Annotated in this window: 13 protein-coding genes; 7 read left to right on the top strand and 6 right to left on the bottom strand. The window is 73.0% G+C overall.

Annotated features, from left to right (window positions below; translation table 11 throughout):
* Positions 1-135 precede the first annotated feature (135 nt).
* Entirely contained in the window at positions 136-552 is a 417-nt protein-coding gene (locus AB0J40_RS24260) for a DUF6292 family protein (RefSeq protein WP_364456725.1), read from the top strand.
* A 24-nt stretch (positions 553-576) separates the two neighbouring features.
* Positions 577-2,511: a prolyl oligopeptidase family serine peptidase gene (locus AB0J40_RS24255; protein WP_364456723.1), complete on the top strand. Its 1,935-nt coding sequence runs from the start codon at positions 577-579 to the stop codon at positions 2,509-2,511.
* Here AB0J40_RS24255 and hpaD read toward each other — a convergent pair.
* The 4 genes from hpaD to AB0J40_RS24235 are packed head-to-tail and all read right to left on the bottom strand — an operon-like array spanning position 2,494 to position 7,435.
* Positions 2,494-3,537 (bottom strand): 3,4-dihydroxyphenylacetate 2,3-dioxygenase, encoded by a 1,044-nt coding sequence (gene hpaD, locus AB0J40_RS24250; RefSeq protein WP_364456721.1) that lies wholly within the window; start codon positions 3,535-3,537, stop codon positions 2,494-2,496. The two genes, AB0J40_RS24255 and hpaD, sit on opposite strands and share 18 nt — an antisense overlap.
* Complete coding sequence (gene hpaE, locus AB0J40_RS24245) at positions 3,534-5,042, bottom strand: 5-carboxymethyl-2-hydroxymuconate semialdehyde dehydrogenase (protein WP_364456719.1); 1,509 nt, start codon at positions 5,040-5,042, stop codon at positions 3,534-3,536. Before hpaE ends, hpaD begins: the two co-directional genes overlap by 4 nt.
* Positions 5,039-5,986, bottom strand: coding sequence for a 4-hydroxy-tetrahydrodipicolinate synthase (gene dapA / locus AB0J40_RS24240; protein ID WP_364456717.1), 948 nt, complete (start codon positions 5,984-5,986; stop codon positions 5,039-5,041). The genes hpaE and dapA overlap by 4 nt, the downstream gene beginning before the upstream one ends.
* 27 nt (positions 5,987-6,013) lie before the next feature.
* Complete coding sequence (locus AB0J40_RS24235) at positions 6,014-7,435, bottom strand: fumarylacetoacetate hydrolase family protein (protein WP_364456715.1); 1,422 nt, start codon at positions 7,433-7,435, stop codon at positions 6,014-6,016.
* A 140-nt stretch (positions 7,436-7,575) separates the two neighbouring features.
* Here AB0J40_RS24235 and AB0J40_RS24230 point away from each other — a divergent pair, with 140 nt between their 5' ends.
* The 5 genes from AB0J40_RS24230 (at position 7,576) to AB0J40_RS24210 (ending at position 18,794) form a co-directional block, all read left to right on the top strand.
* Positions 7,576-9,777, top strand: coding sequence for a helix-turn-helix domain-containing protein (locus AB0J40_RS24230; protein WP_364456713.1), 2,202 nt, complete (start codon positions 7,576-7,578; stop codon positions 9,775-9,777).
* 349 nt (positions 9,778-10,126) lie between these two features.
* Complete coding sequence (locus AB0J40_RS24225; protein ID WP_364456711.1) at positions 10,127-11,098, top strand: magnesium transporter CorA family protein; 972 nt, start codon at positions 10,127-10,129, stop codon at positions 11,096-11,098.
* A gap of 326 nt (positions 11,099-11,424) precedes the next feature.
* Entirely contained in the window at positions 11,425-15,975 is a 4,551-nt protein-coding gene (locus AB0J40_RS24220) for a HAMP domain-containing protein (RefSeq protein WP_364456710.1), read from the top strand.
* Between the two features lie 4 nt (positions 15,976-15,979).
* The gene (locus AB0J40_RS24215) at positions 15,980-18,352 is read left to right on the top strand and encodes a SpoIIE family protein phosphatase (protein WP_364456708.1); all 2,373 of its coding nucleotides are present in this window, start codon (positions 15,980-15,982) and stop codon (positions 18,350-18,352) included.
* A 43-nt stretch (positions 18,353-18,395) separates the two neighbouring features.
* A complete protein-coding gene (locus AB0J40_RS24210; protein WP_364456706.1) occupies positions 18,396-18,794 on the top strand; it encodes a VOC family protein in 399 nt (132 codons plus the stop codon).
* Here AB0J40_RS24210 and AB0J40_RS24205 read toward each other — a convergent pair.
* Positions 18,784-19,878, bottom strand: a complete 1,095-nt coding sequence (locus AB0J40_RS24205) for an ionic transporter y4hA (protein ID WP_364456704.1) — start codon at positions 19,876-19,878, stop codon at positions 18,784-18,786. The two genes, AB0J40_RS24210 and AB0J40_RS24205, sit on opposite strands and share 11 nt — an antisense overlap.
* Positions 19,879-19,929: 51 nt before the next feature.
* Positions 19,930-20,811, bottom strand: coding sequence for a LysR family transcriptional regulator (locus tag AB0J40_RS24200; RefSeq protein ID WP_364456702.1), 882 nt, complete (start codon positions 20,809-20,811; stop codon positions 19,930-19,932).
* Positions 20,812-20,853: the final 42 nt, after the last annotated feature.

The raw sequence follows: 20,853 nt of genomic DNA, 5'->3' as shown, positions 1-20,853 counted from the left end.
GTCATCGAAACGATGACAAGTGAGATGTCGCCGGATTGACGACGTCAGTCGATCGGGGGTTGATCGCGCCGGTGGCGGGGTATCCGGCGCTCGGACCGCGGGGATCCCGCGGCGGACGGGGAAAGCGAGGCGGCGTTGAGCATTCTGATCGATTTCGGGCGTGACACGGAGTTCTCGTTCGAGCGGGGGTTGCGCGGGTACGTCGCCGCGGTGGCCCGCGCGGTGGGGGTCGGGCTGGAATCCTGCACGCTGGACGCGGGCACGCCCGCGGCGGCGTACATCGCGCTCGACTGGCGCCTGAGCCGGTTCCCCGACCACGACCTGGCCCTGGTCTGGGACGAAGCGAACGGCTGGGCGGCGGCGATCGAGGACGCCGCCGGCGCGACGGTGCTGTCCTACCTGGGCGGCGAGGTGTTCCCCGAACCCCGTGCGGTGGTGCGGTTCCTGGCGGCGGTCCGTGCCGACGACCCGGAGGCGGGGATGGTGGAAGCGCCGGAGCTGCGCGAGCCGGGCCGGCACGAGGAACTGCTGGGAACGCTCGCCCGCGGCTGATCGGTTTCCGGCACACTGGGCGGGGTGCTGACGGCGGAAACGGTGGTGGACCGGAAAGTCCCGCGCGAGCCGCGGATCTCCCCGGACGGCCGGTGGGTGGTCTACGCGACCGCACCGGTGGGACGGACGGGGAACCACCCGGCGAGCGAGCTGTGGCTGGCCCCGTCCGACGGCGGTGCGGCGCCCCGGAGGCTGGCGGCCGGTGCAGGACCGCGGTGGGCGCCGGATTCGGGCTCGGTGTTCTTCCTGTCGGAGGGGGAAACGCCGCAGCTGCACCGGATCGGCCTCGACGGTGGTGCGCCCGAGCAGCTTACGGAGTGGCCGGCGGGCATCAGCGGACATGTGCCGCTGGCGGGGTCGGTGGTGCTGATCGCGCCGGATCCGGCGGATCGGCCGGGCGACCCCTGGGTGCGGATCGTCCGGCGGGCCACGGATCCCGAAGACCGCGGGCAGGGGGCGGGTGGCTGGGACCGCGAAGCTCGCCGGGATCCGCCGGGCGGGCGGGACAACAAGGCGCGCCCGGATGCGCCAGGCGGCCGGGACACCCGCGTACGCCCCGATCTGCCAAGCGGCGCGACCACCAAGTCGTGCCCCGATCGGCTCTGGCTGCTCGACCTCCGCACTTGCGCCCTCGCACGCCTCGGCGACCTCGGCCGCCGGCACGTGCGGGAAGTCGCCGCCCGGCCGGACGGGACCACCCTCGCCGTCTTCACCTGGTCCTGTGCCGATCGTGAACCCGGCGTCTTCGAACCCGGCCTGCACTTCGTCGACCTCGCCACCGGCGAGACCCGCGACCGGCCCGCCCCGGCCCTCGAAGCGGCCGACCCGGTCTGGTGGCACGACGGCACCGGATGGCACCTCGCCCACCTCGGCCTGACCCCGCCCGGCCTCGTCGGCGGCACCGCGGTCTTCGACAACGGCGACAACCTCACCGCGGGCCTCGGCAGCTGCCCGATCGAACTCACCCAGGTCGGCACCGGCCCACCCCTCGCCCTGTTCGCCGAAGGTCTGGACACGACGCTGCGGCGCCTGGATCCCGTCGAGAAGACCTTCACCGAGATCACCGGGGTCCACGGCACCGCTCTCACGGCGAGCCGCGACGGCGCCACGATCGCGCTGGTCGTGAGCACCGCGACCGAACCGGAAGAAGTCCACGCCGGCGCGCCGCACAGCCTGAAACGCGTCAGCGCGCCGGCGCCGCGAGGCTCCTGGGGCACCCGGCACCGGCTGGCCTACCGGGCGCCGGACGGCCTGGACCTCGACGGCCTGCTGATCCTGCCGCCCGGCAAGACGACGGCCGACGGCCCGTTTCCCCTCGTCACGCTCGTGCACGGCGGCCCGCACGACCGCTACGCCGACCGCTTCCACCTCAACTGGTACCCCTCCGGCCAATGGCTCGCCGCCGCCGGGTTCGCGGCGTTCCTCCCGAACCCGCGCGGCGGGCTCGGCCACGGCCACGCGTTCGCGGCCAGTGTCGCCGGGGACGTCGGCGGCGCGGAGTTCACCGACCTGCTCGCCGGCATCGACCTCCTGGTGGCCGACGGCATCGCCGACGAAGACCGGCTCGGGATCGCCGGCGGGAGCCACGGCGGGTTCATGGCCGCCTGGGCCGTCGCGCACACGGACCGCTTCAAGGCGGCCATCGTGCTCGCCGGCGTCACCGACTGGCCGCTGCTGGCCGCGACCGGCGAGCACTCCCGGTTCGAAGCCGCGCTGGGCGGCCGGGAGAACAGCCCGATCACGCACGCGGCGAACATCCGCACGCCGGTCCTCATCCTGCACGGCGAGGACGACACCAACGTCCCGCTCTCGCAGGCCGAACTCCTGCACCGCGCCCTCGGCGACCGGCCCCACGAGTTCGTCGTCTACCCCCGCGAGGGCCACTCGATCCGCGAACGCGGCCACCAGATCGACGTCCTGAACCGTTCCCGGAACTGGTTCTCAGACCTGCTCGCCTAACTTGAACTCCGCGGGACCGGTGCTGAAGGAGAACCCGTCCGCGCCCACGGTGACGTCCGCTTCGCGCGGCTCGGCCCGGGCGACGACCGGGGCCACCGAACCGGCCAGGTCCAGCACCACCGACGCGTCGGTGTACCAGCTCGGCACCACCGGGTTGCCCCACCAGTCGCGGCGCTGCGGGTCGTGGACGTCCCACGTGATCACCGGGTTGTCCGGGTCGCCGGTGTAGTAGTCGTGCGTGTAGATCTCGACGCGGTGCCCGTCGGGATCGCGGACGTAGAGGTAGAAGGCGTTCGACACGCCGTGCCGGCCCGGGCCGCGTTCGATCATGCCGGGTTTGCGCAGCGCGCCCAGGTGGTCGCAGATGTGCAGGATCTGGTGCCGTTCGTGCGACGCGAACGCGATGTGGTGCAGCCGCGGGCCGTCGCCGCCGGTCAGCGCGATGTCGTGGACCGTCGGCTTGCGGAACATCCACGCCGCGTACACCGTGCCCTCGGCGTCCTGGATGTCCTCGGACACGCGGAAACCCAGGCCCTCGTAGTACTTCCGGGCCGACGGCACATCGGGAGTGTCCACGTTGAAGTGGTCCAACCGCGACAGTGCGCCGGCGCCGTGGACGTCGTAGCGCTGCGTGAACCGTTCGACGTGCCGGGCCTCGTGGAAGAACTCGACCGGGAACCCCAGCGGGTCGACGACCCGCACCGCCTCGCCGATACCGCGCGTCGCTCCCGCGGCCCGCCGCTCGACCGGGCACCCGAGCGTCCGGTAGTACGCCTCCGCGAGATCGAGGTCGGCGGTGCTCCGGACGCGGTAGGCCAGCACGGCGAGCGCGGGCGTGGATCCCTTGCGCAGCACCAGGGAGTGGTGCAGGTACTCCTCGAAGGCCCGCAGGTACAACGCCGAAGAGTCCTCGTGGGTGACGACGAGACCGAGCACGTCGACGTAGAAGGCGCGGGACGCGGCCAGGTCGGTGACGACGAGTTCGGCGTACGCGCAGCGGAGGACGTCCGGCGGGGTGGCGGTCATGACCGGCCCTCCCGGCCACTGCCGAACCGGGCCGTGTGCACCGGCCCGAGCGAGACGTGGATGGCCTGCTGATGGGTGTAGAAGTCGAGCGAGCGGTAGCCGCCTTCGTGGCCGACGCCGGACGCCTTGACCCCGCCGAACGGCGTCCGCAGGTCGCGGACGTTGTGCGAGTTCAGCCAGACCATCCCGGCTTCGACCGACTGCGCGAAGGTGTGCGCCCGCTGCAGGTTCGACGTCCAGAGGTAGGCGGCCAGCCCGTACTGGACGCCGTTGGCGAGCGCGAGGGCCTCGGCTTCGGTGTCGAACGGGGTCAGCGCGACGACCGGCCCGAAGATCTCCTCCTGAAAGATCCGCGCGGACGACGGCACGTCGGCGAACACCGTCGGTGCCACGTAGTTGCCGGTGTCCAAACCGGACGGACGGCCGCCGCCGGCGAGCAGCCGGCCCTCGGACTTGCCCAGCTCGACGTACCGCAGCACCTTCTCGTGGTGCTCGGGGTGGACCAGCGCGCCGACCTCGGTGGCCGGGTCGTGCGGGTCCCCGACGACGATGGCGGCCGCGCGCTCGGCGTACCGGGCGCAGAACTCGGCGTAGACCGGCCGCTCGACGAGGATCCGGCTGCCCGCGGTGCAGCGTTCGCCGTTCAACGAGAACACGCCGAACAGCGTCGAGTCGAGCGCGGCGTCGAGGTCCGCGTCGGCGAACACGATCGCCGGGGACTTGCCGCCCAGCTCCATCGACATGCCCTTGAGGTGCGCCGCGCAGTTGCGGTAGATCGTCCGCCCGGTCGTGGTCTCGCCGGTGAACGAGATCAGCGGGACGTCCGGGTGCTTGACGAGCGCGTCGCCCGCCTCTTCGCCGAAGCCGTTGACCAGGTTGAACACCCCCTCGGGCAGTCCCGCGTCGGCGAAGATCCCCGCCCAGAGGCTCGCCGACAGCGGCGTGAACTCGGCGGGCTTGAGCACGACCGTGCAGCCGGACGCCAGCGCCGGCGCGAGCTTCCAGCTCTCCAGCATGAACGGCGTGTTCCACGGCGTGATCAGCCCGGCGACCCCGACCGGCTTGCGGTGCACGTAGTTCACCTGCCGCCCGGGCACCTGGTAGGTGTCATCGGCTTGGGCGACGACGAGGTCGGCGAAGAACCGGAAGTTCTCGGCGGCGCGCTGCGCCTGCCCGAGTGCCTGGGTGATCGGCAGGCCGGTGTCGAACGTCTCCAGCTCGGCGAGCCGGGCGTCCTGCGCCTCGACGGCGTCGGCGATCCGGTTCAGGATCCGCGCCCGGGCCCGCGGCGGCATCCGCGGCCACGGCCCATCGGTGAACGCTTTCCGGGCCGCGGCGACCGCGCGATCGACGTCCTCGGCCTGGCCGGCCGCAGCGGTCGCGTAGGGCGTGTTCGACACCGGGTCGAGCACGTCGAACGTCTTGCCCGAGACGCTGTCGACCGGCTCGCCGCCGATGTGGTGCTTCAGCTCGCCCGGCAGTCCTTCCGGGACGTAGTGGGTCATGCCTTTCCCTCCACGGTGAAGCCTTCGGTCGGCGTGAGGTACTGCGCGCCTTCGGCCATGAGGTCCTTGATCCGCGAGACGCCGGCGTCGCTCGGCGGGATCAGCGGCGGCCGGACGTGCCCCGAGGCGATCAGCCCGCGCTGTGCCAGCACCCACTTGCCCGGCGCCGGGTTGGTCTCGACGAACAGCAGGTCGACCAAGGGGTGCAGCCCGTAGTGGATTTCCCGCGCGCGTTCGTGGTCGCCGGACTGCCACGCGGTGTACAGCTCCGCGCACGCGGCCGGGGCGATGTTGGCCGTCGCGCTGACGAACCCGGCGCCGGCCAGTGCCAGCAGCGGCAGGCAGAGCAGCTCGATCCCGGACCACACCAGCAGGTCCCGGCCGCACAGGTGCAGCACGCGGGAGAAGTGCTCGAAGTCCTTGGTCGTCTCCTTGATCCCGACGAAGTTGCCGCACGAGCGGTACAGCCGCGCGACGGTCTCCGGCGCGAGGTCGACCGCGGTCCGGCTCGGCACGTTGTAGGCGACGATCGGCAGGTCCGGGAACTCGCGGCAGACCGTGCGGTACCAGACGAACAGCGCGTCCTGCGTCGGCCGCGCGTAGTACGGCGTGATGACCAGCGCGGCGTCGATCCCGGCGTCCCGCGCCAGCGCCGTCAGCTCCAGGGTCTCGTCGAGCTTCGCCGAACCGGTGCCGGGGACGACCGGGACGCGGTCGCCGACCTCGGCGGCCACCGTCCGGATCGCCTCGGCGCGCTCGGCGACCGTCTGGGACCCGGGTTCGCCGGTGGAGCCGCCGATCGAGATGCCGTGCGAGCCCGAGGCGAGCTGCCAGCGCACGAGGTTCACCAGGCCGTCGTGGTCGACGGCGCCGTCGGCGGTGAACGGCGTCATCAGCGGCGCGATCGACCCGCGGATGGCCTGGGGGTCGGAGCGGAAACGCATGGGAATCCTTCCTGACGTCGGCGCGGATCACCGGTTCGCGAGCCAGGCGGCGTACCTGGCGCGCCAGTGCTCGTCCATCGGGTACAGGCCTTCGACGCGCTCGCCCGCGGCGACCTGCTCGGCGATGAACGTCTCCTGCAGCTCCTGTTCGATCGCCGCGTCGACCACCTCTTCGACCAGGGTGGGCGGGATGACCAGGACCCCGTCGCCGTCCCCGGCGATCACGTCGCCCGGGCAGACGGCCGCGCCGCCGCAGGCGATCGCGACGTCGGCGTCCCACGGCACGTGCCGGCGGCCGAGCACCGCCGGGTGCGGCCCGGCGTGGTAGGTGGGAATGTCCAAAGCGGACACCGCGGCCAGGTCGCGGACCCCGCCGTCGGTGACTATCCCGGCGGCGCCGCGCACCTGCGCCCGCAGCGCGAGGATGTCGCCGACCGTGCCCGCGCCGCGTTCCCCGCGCGCCTCCACGACCAGGACATCGCCGGGGCCGAGGCGGTCGATCGCGCGCTTCTGCGCGTTGTAGCCGCCGCCGTGGTTCTCGAACAGGTCTTCGCGGTAGGGCAGGTACCGCAGGGTCCGCGCGCGGCCGGTCAGCCGGACACCGGGCCGGGTGGAGGTCAGCCCGTCGATCGACACGGCGTCGTGGCCGCGCTTGCGCAGCTGGGCGGAAAGCGTCGCGGTACCGACGGATTCGAGGCGCCGCTTGAGGTCCGCGGTCAGCGTGAAGTCCGGTGTGGACGTTCCGTGCGCGTCCGCCCGCTGCCGCTCGTCCACGCGGGGGAGCGCGCCATACGGTCCGAAGGGGACGGTTCCCTCGGTGACCGGCGTGACCAGCCGCCCGGTGGTGTGCCCGGCGGTGTCGACCTCGACCTCGACGACGTCGCCGGGGACGGCGACCGACGCGCCCGCGGGCGTGCCGGTGAGGACGACGTCGCCGGGTTCGAGGGTGATCAGCTGGGACAGGTCGGCGACCAGCCGGCCGAAGCCGAAGAGCAGTCCGGCGGTGGTGTCCTCCTGGACGAGTTCGCCGTTCAGCCAGGTCCGCAGCCGCAGCGCGGCCGGGTCGAGGTCCGCGGCGGGCAGCACCGCCGGGCCGAGCGGGGTGAAGCCGTCGCCGCCCTTCGCCCGCAGGTTGCTGCCCTGGTCGGCGTAGCGCAGGTCGTAGACGCCGAAGTCGTTGGCGGCGGTGACCCCGCCGACGTACGACCAGCCGTCGGCCGGGGAGACCCGGCGGGCGGTGCGGCCGATGACCAGCGCGATCTCGCCTTCGAAGCCGAGCAGCTCGGTGCCCGCCGGCCGGTCGAGCGCGGCCCCGCTCGCGGCGACGGACGTCGGGGGCTTGAGGAAGTACGACGGCTGCTCCGGCACCCGGCCGCGCTGGGCGGCGCGGGACCGGTAGTTCAGGTGCAGCGCGATGATCTTGCCGGGCCGCTGCGGGAGGGGCGTCATCCGTGGTCCTGCCTGCCGGTTCCGAAGAAGGTATCGCAAATGATATACGATCTGCGGTGCCGGGAAACCCCCTTTCGCCCGCGGCCGCTGGCGCCCACCCGTGCCCGCGTGTGATCCTCCTGGCGGGGAGGAGGGGCGGGATGGACTCGTTCGGTACCCGGCTGCGCCGGCTCCGGCGCGCGGCGGGGCTCACCCAGGAGGCGCTCGCCGAGAAGTCCGGGCTCAGCGGCCAGGCCGTCGGCGCGCTGGAACGCGGCGACCGGCGCTTCCCGCACCGCGACACCCTCGACCGGCTCGCCGACGCCCTCGGCCTCGCCGGCACCGAGCGCGACGACTTCGCCCGAGCGGCCGAGCGGCCTCCGAAACCCGCGGCCGCGAAGGTCGTCCCGCGGGAGCTGCCCGGCGGGATCGCCGTCTTCACCGGCCGCGACGCCGAACTCGGCCGCGTCCTCGCCCTCTTCGAGTCCCCGGGCAGCGTCGTCGTCGCGATCGGCGGGATGGCCGGTGTCGGCAAGACCGCCCTCGCCCTCGAAGCCGGCCACCGGCTCACCCGGCGCTTCCCCGACGGCTCGCTCCACCTCGACCTGCGCGGCCACGCCGCCGACCCGCCGGACCCCCTCGACCTGCTCGACCGGCTCATCCGCGAACTCGGCGACGAACCGCCGAAGCCGCTGTCGCTCGACTCCGCGGCCGCCCGCTTCCGGACGCTGCTCGCCTCGAAACGCGTCCTGCTCCTGCTCGACAACGCCCGCGACGCCGCGCACGTCGCACCGCTGCTGCCCGGCGCCGGCGGCTCCGGTGCCATCGTCACCAGCCGGGCCGCCCTGCCGGACCTGCCGCAGGCGCACCAGGTGCTGCTGGACGTCCTGCCCGAGGCGGACGCGCTCCGCCTGCTCGCGGCCGAGATCGGCGCCGAGCGCGTCGCGGCCGAACCCGCCGCCGCGCGCCGGGTCGCGCGCCTGTGCGGGTACCTGCCGCTGGCCCTGCACCTCGTCGGCGCGCGGCTGGCGACGCGGCCGCGCTGGCCGGTCGCCCACCTCGCGCACCGGCTCGACGACGAACACCGCCGCCTCGACGAAACGGGCGTCCGCGCCGGCTTCGCCCTGGCCGTCGGCGCGCTGGACGAAACCGCCGCCCGCGCGTACCCGCTGCTGTCGCTGCTCGACGTCCCGGAGCTGTCGGTGCCCGTCGCGAGCCGGCTGCTCGACGCGCCCGAAGCCGAGACGGAGAAGCTGCTCGACCGCCTCACCGACGAGCACCTGCTGACCACGCCCGCTCCAGGGTGGTACCGGCTGCACGACCTGCTCCGGCTCTACGGCCGGGAGCTGGCCCCACCGGGTGAGCGGGCCGCCGCGATCACCCGCGTCGTCGAGCTCTGCGCGGCGATGGCCTGGCGGAGCATGGCGCTCGTCTCGGCGGCCTCGCACCGCCACGACTGGGCGGCCGGGCGGTGGGCCGCCGGCGGACCCGGCTCCGCGGAGGAGGTGTTCGCCTGGCTCGACCGGCACCAGGCCCACCTCGTCACCGTCGTGCGGCAGGCCGCCGCCACCCCCGGCGTGCCACCCGATGCGATCGCCGCCGTCGGGCTCGGCCTCTACGAGTACCACCGCGCGCGGGCCCGCTGGCGGGACGCCATCCAGGTCGACGAGGTCGCGCTGGAGCTCGTCGACGGCGTCGACCCGGTCGCGGCCGCGACCCTGCGCAACGACCTCGGCGTCGCCGAAGCGGAACTGGCGAGCGGGGGCGAGGCGGCCGGCTTCCGGCGCTCGCACGCGCTGCTCCGCCGGAGCCTCGCCGACTGGGAGGCGATCGGCGACGAGCGTCAGCTGGCGGGCACCCTCAACAACCTCTGCTTCGTCTACGGCCTCGGCGAGGACGTCGAGACGGCCATCGGCTTCGGCGAGCGGAGCCTGGCGCTCAACCGGTCGCTCGGGCTGCGCCACGTCGAGACGCTGAACCTGGTCAACCTGGCCGTGCTGTACGGGCGCCAAGGCGACCGCGCGCGCGAACTGGCGTACGCGAGCGAAGCGGTGGCGGTCGGCGAGGACACCGGAGACGTGCGCGGCACGGCCTACGGCCGGATGCGGCTCGGGATCGTGCACCGCGAGCTGGGCCGGTTCGACGCCGCGATCGACGAGCTGAGCCGCAGCGTCGCCCTCTGGCGCGAGGCCGGAGTGCGGCTGTACGAGGCGATGACGCTGGCCGAGCTGGGCCGCGCGTACGCCGGCCGGGACGAGCGCGACCGGGCCCGGGAGGTGCTCACGGAAGCCCTGGCGCTGCTGGGGGAGTACGGCGGTGCGGAGCGCGCGGCCGCGGTCCGGGCGGAGCTGGCGCGGTTGTGAAGGCGACGGCCAGGTAGGGCCGCGCCCGGTGCACCGGTCGGCAGACCACCTTGCCGCCGTGGTCGGCGCAGCGGATGGTGACGGTGTCGCGAATCCGCGACACGAGCAGGACCCGCGCGGGGGCCGCCGCGGCGGCGGGCGCCCCGGTGAGCAGGGCAACGGCGGCGAGCGCGGCGAGAAGGGTTCTGCGGGCGGCTCTCACCGGTGCCCTTCGCGTCGGGGATGGCGGCAGCACCGATCTTCGCGGCGGGCGGCGGCGGGCGACAGCGACAACCTCTACGAACGACCTCTACAAAAGCGCGGAAAGCCCCGGCCGTGTGAACGCGCTCGCCGCCGGGCACCCGGTGGCATGACGAAAACCCGGGCCTACCGCGACGGCGTACTGCTCGAGGAAGACTTCCCGATGGCGGACGTCTCCGACTTCCTGGCCGAACCGGACACCGCCGTCTGGGTCGACCTCTGCGAGCCGTCCGAAGCGGACCTGGCCGAGCTCGCCGGCGAACTCGGCCTGCACCGGCTCGCCGTCGAGGACGCCGTTCAGGAACACCAGCGACCCAAGCTCGACCGCTACGACGGCCACGCCTTCCTCACCGCCTACGCGGTCCGGTTCGACGCCGCGAGCGAGCGCACGACGACCCACGAGCTCGCCGTCTTCATCACGCCGCGCGCGCTGGTGACCGTCCGCAAGGACGACGGGTTCGCCATCGAGGGCGTCACGCGCCGCTGGGACCAGGCGCCGGACCTGGCGAAGTCCGGGGTGCCCTTCCTGCTGCACGGCCTCCTCGACTACGTAGTGGACGGCCACTTCGACGCCGTCCAGGCGCTCGACGACGAGGTCGAGGAGCTGGAGGACCTGGTCTTCGACGACCGCCCGGACACCGCCGAGCTGCAGCGGCGCTCGTTCCGGCTCCGCAGGAACCTGACCGCGCTGCGCCGGGTGGTGGGACCCGTGCCCGACGTCGTCGGCTCGTTGCTGCGCCCGGACCTGCGGCTGGCCGACGACACCACCCGCCCGTACTTCGAGGACGTCCACGACCACGCGCGGCAGGCCGCCGAGCACGCCGAGGCGCTGCGCGAACGCCTGACGACGGTCCGGGAGACCCAGCTGAACCTGCAGAGCGACCGGCTGAACCTGATCATGAAGAAGGTCACCGGGTGGGCGGCGGTGATCGCGGTGCCGACGGCGGTGACCGGCTTCTACGGCCAGAACGTCCCCTACCCCGGCAACGGCACGACGATCGGCTTCTGGGTTTCGACGGTCGTGATGCTGGTGCTGTCGGTCGGTCTGTACACGCTCTTCAAGAAGAAGGACTGGCTCTGACGCGGGTCCCCACATTCCACTGTGGAGTGTCCGTTGTGGACGGTAAATGGGCATGGCGAAACCGGCGCCGCGGCTGAGCCGACGTCGCCGGGACCCCTGTCGCCGGCGTTCAGCCGAACGGGTCAATGCGGCCGAATGGCCTGGGGGAGAAAGAAAAGCTGTGGAGGACCGCCTGGGGAGCACGCGCGGGCACGGGCGCGGCTGGTTGCTCAACCGTTGCCCTTCAGCATAGTGCAGCTGCACTATGCTGGGCCATCCGGTGTGGTCGCCGGGACGGCGCCCCCGGCGCCGACGTGCGGAGAAACGGGTGGCGGATGGGTGGGGCAATGGCCGAGGGGACGCGCCCGGGTGCCAACGGCGCGGTCGCAGGCGTCGGCGAGGCGGGGGAGCAGGAACTGCGCCGCCTGCTGGCGGGCCTGACCGCGGTACGCGACGGCGACTTCGGCATCCGGCTGCCGGGCGGCACCGACGGGCTGCTCGGGGAGATCGCGACGGTCTTCAACGGCATGGCCGACCAGCTGTCGCTGTTCACCTCCGAGGTCACCCGCGTCGCCCGCGAGGTCGGCAGCGAGGGGCAGCTGGGCGGCCAGGCGAAGGTGCCCGGCGTGTCCGGCACGTGGAAGGACCTCACCGATTCGGTGAACGCCATGGCCGGCAACCTGACCACCCAGGTCCGCGACATCGCCCAGGTCGCGACCGCGGTGGCCAAGGGCGACCTGTCGCAGAAGATCGACGTCGACGCCCGGGGCGAGATCCTCGAGCTCAAGGACACCGTCAACACGATGGTGGACCAGCTGTCGTCGTTCGCGGACGAGGTCACCCGGGTGGCGCGCGAGGTCGGCAGTGAAGGCCGGCTCGGCGGCCAGGCCCAGGTGCCCGGCGTCGGCGGCGTCTGGCGCGACCTCACCGACTCGGTGAACTTCATGGCCGGGAACCTGACCGACCAGGTCCGCAACGTCGCCCAGGTGACCACCGCGGTCGCGAAGGGCGACCTGTCGCAGAAGATCACCGTCGACGCCCGGGGCGAGATCCTCGAACTCAAGAGCACGATCAACACGATGGTGGACCAGCTGTCGTCGTTCGCGGACGAGGTCACCCGCGTCGCGCGAGAAGTCGGCACCGAAGGCAGGCTGGGCGGTCAGGCCGACGTCAAGGGCGTCTCCGGCACCTGGCGCGACCTCACCGACTCGGTGAACTTCATGGCGGGCAACCTGACCGACCAGGTCCGCAACATCGCCCAGGTCGCCACGGCGGTCGCGAAGGGCGACCTGTCCCAGAAGATCAACGTGACCGCCCGCGGCGAGGTCCTGGAGCTCAAGGACACGCTGAACACGATGGTGGATCAGCTGTCCGCGTTCGCGGACGAGGTCACCCGGGTGGCCCGCGAGGTGGGCACCGAGGGGCGCCTCGGTGGCCAGGCCGACGTCAAGGGCGTCTCCGGCACCTGGAAGGACCTCACCGAGTCGGTCAACGTCATGGCCGACAACCTCACCGCGCAGGTCCGCTCGATCGCCCAGGTCACCACCGCGGTCGCCCGCGGTGACCTGTCGCAGAAGATCCGGGTCGACGCCCGCGGCGAGATCCTGGAGCTGAAGGAGACCATCAACACGATGGTCGACCAGCTGTCCGCGTTCGCCGACGAGGTCACCCGCGTCGCCCGCGAGGTCGGCACCGAAGGCAACCTCGGCGGCCAGGCCACGGTCCGCGGCGTGTCCGGGACGTGGAAGAACCTGACCGACAACGTCAACGTGATGGCGTCCAACCTGACCGGCCAGGTCCGGTCGATCGCCCAGGTCGCGACGGCGGTCGCGCGCGGTGACCTGTCGCGGAAGATCACCGTCGAGGCCAAGGGCGAGGTCGCCGCGCTGGCCGACGTCATCAACACGATGGTCGACACGCTCTCGGCGTTCGCGGACGAGGTCACCCGCGTGGCCCGCGAGGTGGGCACCGAGGGCATGCTCGGCGGCCAGGCCCGCGTGCCGAACGTCGCCGGCACGTGGAAGGACCTCACCGACAACGTCAACTCGATGGCGAACAACCTCACCGGGCAGGTCCGCAACATCGCCCAGGTGACCACCGCCGTCGCCCAGGGCGACCTGACGCGCAAGATCGACGTCGACGCCCGCGGCGAGATCCTCGAGCTCAAGACCACGATCAACACGATGGTCGACCAGCTCTCGGCGTTCGCCGCGGAGGTCACGCGCGTGGCGCGCGAGGTCGGCAGCGAAGGCCGCCTCGGTGGCCAGGCCGAGGTCGAAGGCGTGTCGGGCACCTGGAAGCGGCTGACGGAGAACGTCAACGAGCTGGCCGGGAACCTCACCCGGCAGGTCCGCGCGATCGCCGAGGTCACCAGCGCCGTGGCCGAGGGCGACCTGACCCGCTCGATCACCGTCGACGCCTCCGGCGAGGTCGCCGAGCTGAAGGACAACATCAACTCGATGGTGGAGTCGCTGCGCGAGACGACGCGGGCGAACCAGGAGCAGGACTGGCTCAAGTCCAACCTGGCCACCATCACCGGGCTGATGCAGGGCCGCCGCGACCTCGCGGTCGTCGCGGCCGCGGTGATGGACGAGCTGGTCCCGCTGGTCAACGCCCAGTACGGCGCGTTCTACCTGGCCGACGACACGACCGAGGTGCCCGAGCTGCGGCTGGTCGGCGCCTACGGCCACCCGGACGACGGCGACGGTCCCGCGGTCCGGTTCCGGGTCGGCCAGTCGCTGGTCGGGCAGGCCGCGCGCAGCCGCCGCCCGATCGTCGTCGACGACGTGCCGCCCGGCTACGCCACCATCTCCTCCGGGCTCGGCAGCACCGCGCCGGCCGGGCTGATCGTGCTGCCGATCGTGGTCGAGGACCAGGTGCTCGGCGTGCTCGAACTGGCGTCGGTGCACGGCTTCACCGAGGTGCACCGGGCGTTCCTCGAGCTGCTGATGGAGCAAATCGGCGTCAACGTCAACAGCATCGTCGCCAACGCCCGCACCGACGAGCTGCTCGGCGAGTCGCAGCGGCTCACCGCCGAGCTGCAGGCCCGCTCGGAGGAACTCCAGGCGCGGCAGGAGGAACTCCAGTCGTCCAACGCCGAGCTGGAGGAGAAGGCGGCCCTGCTGGTCACGCAGAACCGCGACATCGAGACGAAGAACCTGGAGATCGAGCAGGCCCGCCAGGAGCTGGAGGCCCGCGCGCAGCAGCTGACGCTGGCGTCGAAGTACAAGTCGGAGTTCCTGGCCAACATGAGCCACGAGCTGCGCACCCCGCTCAACAGCCTGCTGATCCTCGCCCAGCTGCTCGCGCAGAACCCGACCCGCAACCTCACCGCGAAGCAGGTCGAGTACGCGGGCATCATCCACTCCGCCGGGTCGGACCTGCTGCAGCTGATCAACGACATCCTCGACCTGTCGAAGGTCGAGGCCGGGAAGATGGACGTCACCCCGGAACAGGTGTCGCTGCGCGGCCTGCTGGACTACGTCGAGGCGACGTTCCGGCCGATGACCTCGCAGCGCAACCTCGACTTCCGGATCACCGTCGCCCCCGGCTCGCCCACCGAGCTGCTCACCGACGACTCGCGGCTGCGGCAGGTGCTGCGCAACCTGCTGTCCAACGCGGTGAAGTTCACCGAGGTCGGCGGGATCGAGCTGCACATCGAACCGGTCGACCCGGACGCCCTGCCCCGGCCGCTGCGCGCGCACGGGCCCGCCGTCGCCTTCCGGGTCACCGACACCGGGATCGGCATCGCCGAGCACCAGCTGGAGTCGATCTTCGGCGCGTTCCAGCAGGCCGACGGCACCACCAGCCGCAAGTACGGCGGCACCGGCCTCGGCCTGTCGATCAGCCGGGAAATCGCCCAGCTGCTCGGCGGCGTCATCACCGCCGAGAGCACGCCCGGCGAGGGCAGTTCGTTCACGTTCTCGCTGCCGGTCGCGCGGCCGGACTTCGCGCCGCTGCCGGCGGGCGAGCACCCCGGCACCGCCGTCACGGCCGGCGAAACCGGCGTCGCCGTCACGACCTCGGCGCCGCGGGCCCACCGGCGGCTGCTGGTCGTGGAGGAACGCCAGCACGGGCTGCTGACGCTGGTCGCCGAAAGCGCCGCGGCGGACCTGGCCGACAGCCGGGACATCGGCATCTCGCCCGCCGACGTCGAAGTCGTCACCGCGGTCGGCACCGAGGAGGCGGCGGCCGCGCTCGCCACCGACGCCTTCCACTGCGTCGTGCTGGACCTGGACCTGCCCGACCGCACGGCGTTCGGCTTCCTCGACGCGATGCAGGGCGACAGCGCGCTGCGGCTGGTGCCGGTACTCGCGCACAACAGCCGCCGCCTCGACGGTGAGCTGGAGCAGCTGGTGCAGTCCCGCGCCGATGTGCAGTCGCTGGAAGTGCTGTCCGGACTGGACGAACTGCGCGAGCGGATCGCGCTGCACCTGTCGGCGGAGGAGCCCGGCGCGGTGCTGCCGCTGGTCCGCCCGGACGAACCGCCCGCGCCGGTGCGGGCCGCCGACGTCGACACCGCACTGGCCGGGCGCACGGTGCTGATCGTCGACGACGACCCGCGCAACGTCTACGCGCTGACCGGGATCCTGGAGCTGCACGGCATGCAGGTGCTGCACGCCGAGGACGGCCGCAAGGGCGTCGAGACGGTGGCTTCGCACCCGGGCATCGACCTGATCCTGATGGACGTGATGATGCCGGAGATGGACGGCTACACCGCGACCGCGAAGATCCGCGCGATGCCGGAGCACGCGGGCATCCCGATCGTCGCGGTGACGGCGAAGGCGATGCCGGGCGACCGCGAGAAGAGCCTCGCCTCGGGCGCCACCGACTACGTGACCAAGCCGGTCGACGCGGACGACCTGATCGCCCGCATCAAGCGGCACGTGACGGCGTGATCGGGTGACCGCCGAAGAGGAGACGCTCCCGGTGCTGGCGCCGCCGGCCGAGGTGTCCGCGAACCTGGCCCGCCTCGCCGACACCGTCGCCCGGCTGCGCGGCGAGGTCGACCACGCGCACGCCGTCGCCGACGGCCGCGCGCTGATCGAACTGGCCAAGGGCGTCCTGATGGAACGCCTGCACTGCACGCCGTCCGACGCCGCGCGGCAGCTGGAGACCCTCGCCGAGCGGGCGGGGCTGACCCCGCTGGAGTTCGCCGCGGACGTCGTCGGCGAGGCCGCCGAAGACCGGATCAGCGAGGTGACGCAGGAGTTCCTGGCCCGCGCGGAAGGCGAGGACTCCGTCGCGGTCCGGTTGCGCACCGCCGAAAGCGGTGTCCTCGCGGCCGGGGACACCCAGCGCGTCGCGGAGTCCATTTTGGAGCACGCGCTGCGGCCGCTCGGCGCGACGGCGGTCGCGGTGTGGCTCGCCGGGCCCGACGGATCGCTGACCCTGGCCGGTTCGGCGGGGTTCTCCGCCGAGGAAGCCGCGCGCTGGCGGTACGTCCCGCCCGGGGTCGCGACCCCCGCCCGCAGCGCGCTGATCGAGCGCGACACGGTCTGGTTCCCGACCCTGGCCGGCGGCGGGCTCCCGTCGGTCGGGCAGCACACGCTGGGGCAGGGCGGCCGGGTCGCGGTGCCCACCGGCACCGGCGGCCGGATCATCGGCGTCGTCGAGATGTGCTGGCCCGAACCCCTGCCCCCGGAACCGGGGCGGCTGCGCCGTCAGCTGGAGGCGCTGGCCGAGCTGTGCGCGCACACGCTCGACACCTGGGACGGCGTGATCGCACCGGTGGCGGCCGACGGCTCGGGGGACTTCCTCGGCGAGCTGGTGGACTTCGTCGACGGCCTGCACGACCCGGCCGTGCTGCTCTCGCCGTGCCTGGACGGCGGCAGGCTGAGCGACTTCCGGATCCACCACGCCAACGTCCGGTTCGCCGACCCCGGCGGGCGGCCGCGCAGCCGGATCGTCGGCACCCGGCTGCTGGAGACCTACCCGCTGGCCGCCGAGGAGAGCGGCCTGCTGGACATGATCCAGCGCGTCTACGCGACCGGCGAGCCGTTCCGCGCCGACAGCATGGCGATCACCACCCTGGTCGACAAGGTGCCGCTGACCGTGCTGACCGACATCAGCCTGACCCGGTTCGCCGGCAACGTGCTGCTGATCCTGCGCATCCAGGACGACGCGGCGAAGCTCGCCGTGCTGCTGCAGCACGCCCAGCGCCTCGGCCGGATCGGCGGGTTCGAAGAGAACGTCGTGACCGGCGCGATCACCTGGAACACCGAGCTGTTCTCGCTGTACGGCCTCCCCGCCACGGCGGCCCCGCTGTCGCTGCACGAACTGGCCGCGCACGCGCACCCGGACGACGCGCAGGCCATCGGCCGGTTCCTGCGCGCGGTGCTGCACCACCGGCGCCCGTCGTCGACGGCGTTCCGGCTGCAGCGCTCCGACGGCGTCGCCCGGTACATCCGGGTGGTCGCCGAGCCGGTCGTGGACAGCCGCGGCGAGCTCGTCGCGGTCCGCGGGGCGTACCAGGACGTCTCGGCGCAGCACTGGACCGAGGTGGCGCTCGCGGCGACCCGCGACCGGCTGGCCGAGACCGAGCAGCAGGCGATCGAGCGCAACCGGCTGGCGCTGCAGCTGCAGCACGCGATCATGCCGCCGGCGAAGGGCCCGATCGAGATGCCCGGCCTGCGCGCGGCGGTCCGCTACCGCCCGGCGGAGAAGGAGCACCTGGTCGGCGGCGACTGGTACGACGCGGTGGCGCTGCCGACGGGCGAGGTCCTGCTGTGCGTCGGCGACGTCGCCGGGCACGGCATCGACGCGGCGACCGGGATGGTGAGCCTCCGCAACGCGCTGCGCGGCCTGGCGGCGACGGGCGCGGGGCCGGCGCAGCTGCTGACGTGGCTGAACCTGGTGGCCTACCACCTGACCGACCACGTGACGGCGACGGCGGTGGCGGCGGTGTACGACCCGGCGCACCGCAAGCTCCGCTGGGCCCGCGCGGGGCACCTGCCCCCGATCGTCCGCCACCGCGACGGCGGCGCGACGACGCTGCCCCTGATCCGCGGCTCTCTGCTGGGCGCGGTGCGGGACGTCGAGTACCAGGAGGAGGAGCTGCAGCTCGACGAGGGCGACATCCTGCTGATCTACACGGACGGGCTGATCGAGAGGCGGGACCGGCCGGTCCAGGAGACGGTGGCCCGGTTGGTGTCGCTGGTGAAGGGCCACGACGGAGGCCTGGAGAACCAGCTGGACACGCTGCTGACGTACAGCACGGCCGACACGGACGACGACACGTGCGTGGTGGGGATCGAGGTCCGGACGACGCCGTGACGAGGCCTGGCCTCCGCGCCGCCGCTGTGCTGTGCTGGACGCCATGGCCACCGTGAGCGTCCGGTACGTCGTCGACGACGTCGATGCCGCGATCTCCTTCTACTGCGGGTACCTCGGGTTCACCGAGCGGATGCACCCCGCGCCCGGGTTCGCGATGCTGACCCGGGGCGACCTCCGGCTGCTGCTCTCCGCGCCCGGCGGCGGCCCGGGCGGCGGGTCCGCGGTCGGCGGGGTCACGCCGGAGCCCGGCGGGTGGAACCGGTTCACCCTCGAGGTCGACGACCTCGCCGCCGAGGTCGACCGGCTCACCGCTGCCGGGGTGCGGCTGCGCGGGGACGTCGTCCACGGTGTCGGCGGGGACCAGGTGCTCGTCGACGATCCTTCCGGCAACCCCGTCGAGCTGTTCCAGCCGACCCGGGACGAGGCTCGGCTCACGGATTGACGGCCAGCACCAGGAATCCCGCCAGCAGCACCAGGTGCACGCCGCCCTGCAGGCGCGTCGCCCGGCCCGGGACCACCGTCAACACGCTCACCACCACCGTCAGCGCCAGCAGCACGATCTGCGTCGACCCCAGCCCCAGCAGCAGCTGGACCGGCAGCCACACCGACGCCAGCGCGATCGCCGGGATCGTCAGGCCGATGCTCGCGATCGCCGAGCCGTAGGCCAGGTTGAGGCTGATCTGCATCCGGTCGCGCTGCGCCGCCCGCGTCGCCGCCAGCGTCTCCGGCAGCAGCACCAGCAACGCGATCACCACGCCGACGAACGACTGCGGGAACCCGGCCGCGCGCACGCCCGCCTCGATCGCCGGGGACTCCACCTTCGCCAGGCCGACCACCGCGACCAGCGCCACCAGCAGCAGCGCGAGGCTGCCCAGCGCCGCCCGGTTCGACGGCGGCTCGGCGTGGTCGTCCTCCTTGACCTCGCCGTCGGCCGCCACCGGGAGGAAGAAGTCGCGGTGGCGCACGGTCTGCGTCAGCACGAACGTCCCGTACAGCGCCAGCGACGCGAGCGCGGCGAACGTCAGCTGCGCGGGGGAGAAGGCCGGCCCCGGCGTGCTGGAGGTGAACGTCGGCAGGACCAGGCTCAGCGACGCCAGCGTCGCGACCGTCGCCAACGCGGCCCCGCTGCCTTCGGGGTTGAACAGCGTCGAGCCGTACCGCCGCGCGCCGACGAGCAGGGAGATGCCGACGATGCCGTTGGTCGTGATCATCACGGCGGCGAACACCGTGTCCCGCGCCAGCGACCCGGCTTCCGGGCCGCCGGAGACCATCATCGTGACGATCAGCGCGACCTCGATGACGGTGACCGCGACCGCGAGCACCAGCGACCCGAACGGCTCGCCGACGCGGTGCGCGACGACCTCCGCGTGGTGCACCGCGGCCAGCACGGTCGCGCCCAGCGCGACCGCGACGACCACCACGAACACCGGGCCGAGGTCACGGCCCCAGGCCAGTGCCAGCACCACGATCCCGAGCACCGGCGTGACGGAGGTCCAGGACGTCAGGAAGGATCTCAGCGCGGCCATGTCCCCACCCTGGCACACCCGCGGGAAAACCGCCTGGTCCTACGGCGCTTCTCACATAGTCCCTTGTGGACGGTCGAGGACGTACTGCCGGAAGGTTTCGCTGAGCGGCGGGAGAGTTCGCCCGGCCGCCCAGGCGAGGCCGATGTCGCGGGCAGCGTCCACATCGGTCAGTTCGAGGTGCGGCGCCGGGAACGTGGCGGTGTGCGGCAGCGGCAGCACCGAAACGCCGAGCCCGGCGGTGACGAGCCCGCGCAGCGTCTCGACTTCGTCGCCCTCGAACCCGATCCGCGGCGCGAACCCGGCCTCGGCGCACAGCCGCTCGGTCGTCTCGCGCAGGGCGTAGCCGGGCCGCAGCAGGATGAACGTCTCGTCCGCGAGGTCGGCGAGCCGCACCCGCCGCCGGCCGGCGAGCCGGTGGTGCGGCGGGACCGCGAGCCGCAGCGGCTCGACGAGCAGGCGTTCCCAGTGCAGCTGCGCGTTCCCAGGATCGCCGCTGGTGATGACGAGGTCCGCGGTGCCGTCGAGCAGTTCGGCCTCCAGGCCGGCTTCGCCGTGCTGGCGCAGTTCGAAGCGGGCGCCGGCGTGCTCGCGCAGGAAGCCGCTCAGCACCGACGGGACCAGCCACGTGCCGAACGTGTGCAGGAAGGCCAGCGGCACCACGCCGGTGCCCGGGTCGACGATCTCGGCGACCTCGCGCAAGCCCTGGTCGAGCTGGTCGAGCACGAGGTCGACGTGCCGCTTGAACGCGTGCCCGGCCGGGGTGGGCCGCAGGACCCGCCCGGACCGGCGGAAAAGCTCGGCGCCGGCGTCGTGCTCCAGCCGCCGCAGGGCCCGCGACAGCGCCGGCTGGGTGAGGTGCGCCCGCGCGGCGGTGTCGGTGACGGTGGCGCCGCCCGCCACTTCGCGGAACAGGCGCAGCGTCTGGACGTCCATGCTCCCAGTGTATGGATTTTCAGCCAATCAGGCATTGGACGC

This window comes from Amycolatopsis sp. NPDC049691, assembly GCF_040675005.1.
GTDB lineage: Bacteria > Actinomycetota > Actinomycetes > Mycobacteriales > Pseudonocardiaceae > Amycolatopsis.
Note: the sequence above shows the minus strand (reverse complement) of the source record. Positions and strands in the feature narration are given on the sequence as shown.

What these genes read in the sequence shown, in the direction of transcription:
- hpaD (WP_364456721.1), bottom strand. Translation starts at nt 3,537, where the DNA reads ATGACCGCCACCCCGCCGGACGTCCTCCGCTGCGCGTACGCCGAACTC.
- hpaE (WP_364456719.1), bottom strand. Translation starts at nt 5,042, where the DNA reads ATGACCCACTACGTCCCGGAAGGACTGCCGGGCGAGCTGAAGCACCAC.
- dapA (WP_364456717.1), bottom strand. Translation starts at nt 5,986, where the DNA reads ATGCGTTTCCGCTCCGACCCCCAGGCCATCCGCGGGTCGATCGCGCCG.
- AB0J40_RS24235 (WP_364456715.1), bottom strand. Translation starts at nt 7,435, where the DNA reads ATGACGCCCCTCCCGCAGCGGCCCGGCAAGATCATCGCGCTGCACCTG.
- AB0J40_RS24230 (WP_364456713.1), top strand. Translation starts at nt 7,576, where the DNA reads ATGGACTCGTTCGGTACCCGGCTGCGCCGGCTCCGGCGCGCGGCGGGG.
- AB0J40_RS24225 (WP_364456711.1), top strand. Translation starts at nt 10,127, where the DNA reads ATGACGAAAACCCGGGCCTACCGCGACGGCGTACTGCTCGAGGAAGAC.
- AB0J40_RS24220 (WP_364456710.1), top strand. Translation starts at nt 11,425, where the DNA reads ATGGCCGAGGGGACGCGCCCGGGTGCCAACGGCGCGGTCGCAGGCGTC.
- AB0J40_RS24210 (WP_364456706.1), top strand. Translation starts at nt 18,396, where the DNA reads ATGGCCACCGTGAGCGTCCGGTACGTCGTCGACGACGTCGATGCCGCG.
- AB0J40_RS24205 (WP_364456704.1), bottom strand. Translation starts at nt 19,878, where the DNA reads ATGGCCGCGCTGAGATCCTTCCTGACGTCCTGGACCTCCGTCACGCCG.
- AB0J40_RS24200 (WP_364456702.1), bottom strand. Translation starts at nt 20,811, where the DNA reads ATGGACGTCCAGACGCTGCGCCTGTTCCGCGAAGTGGCGGGCGGCGCC.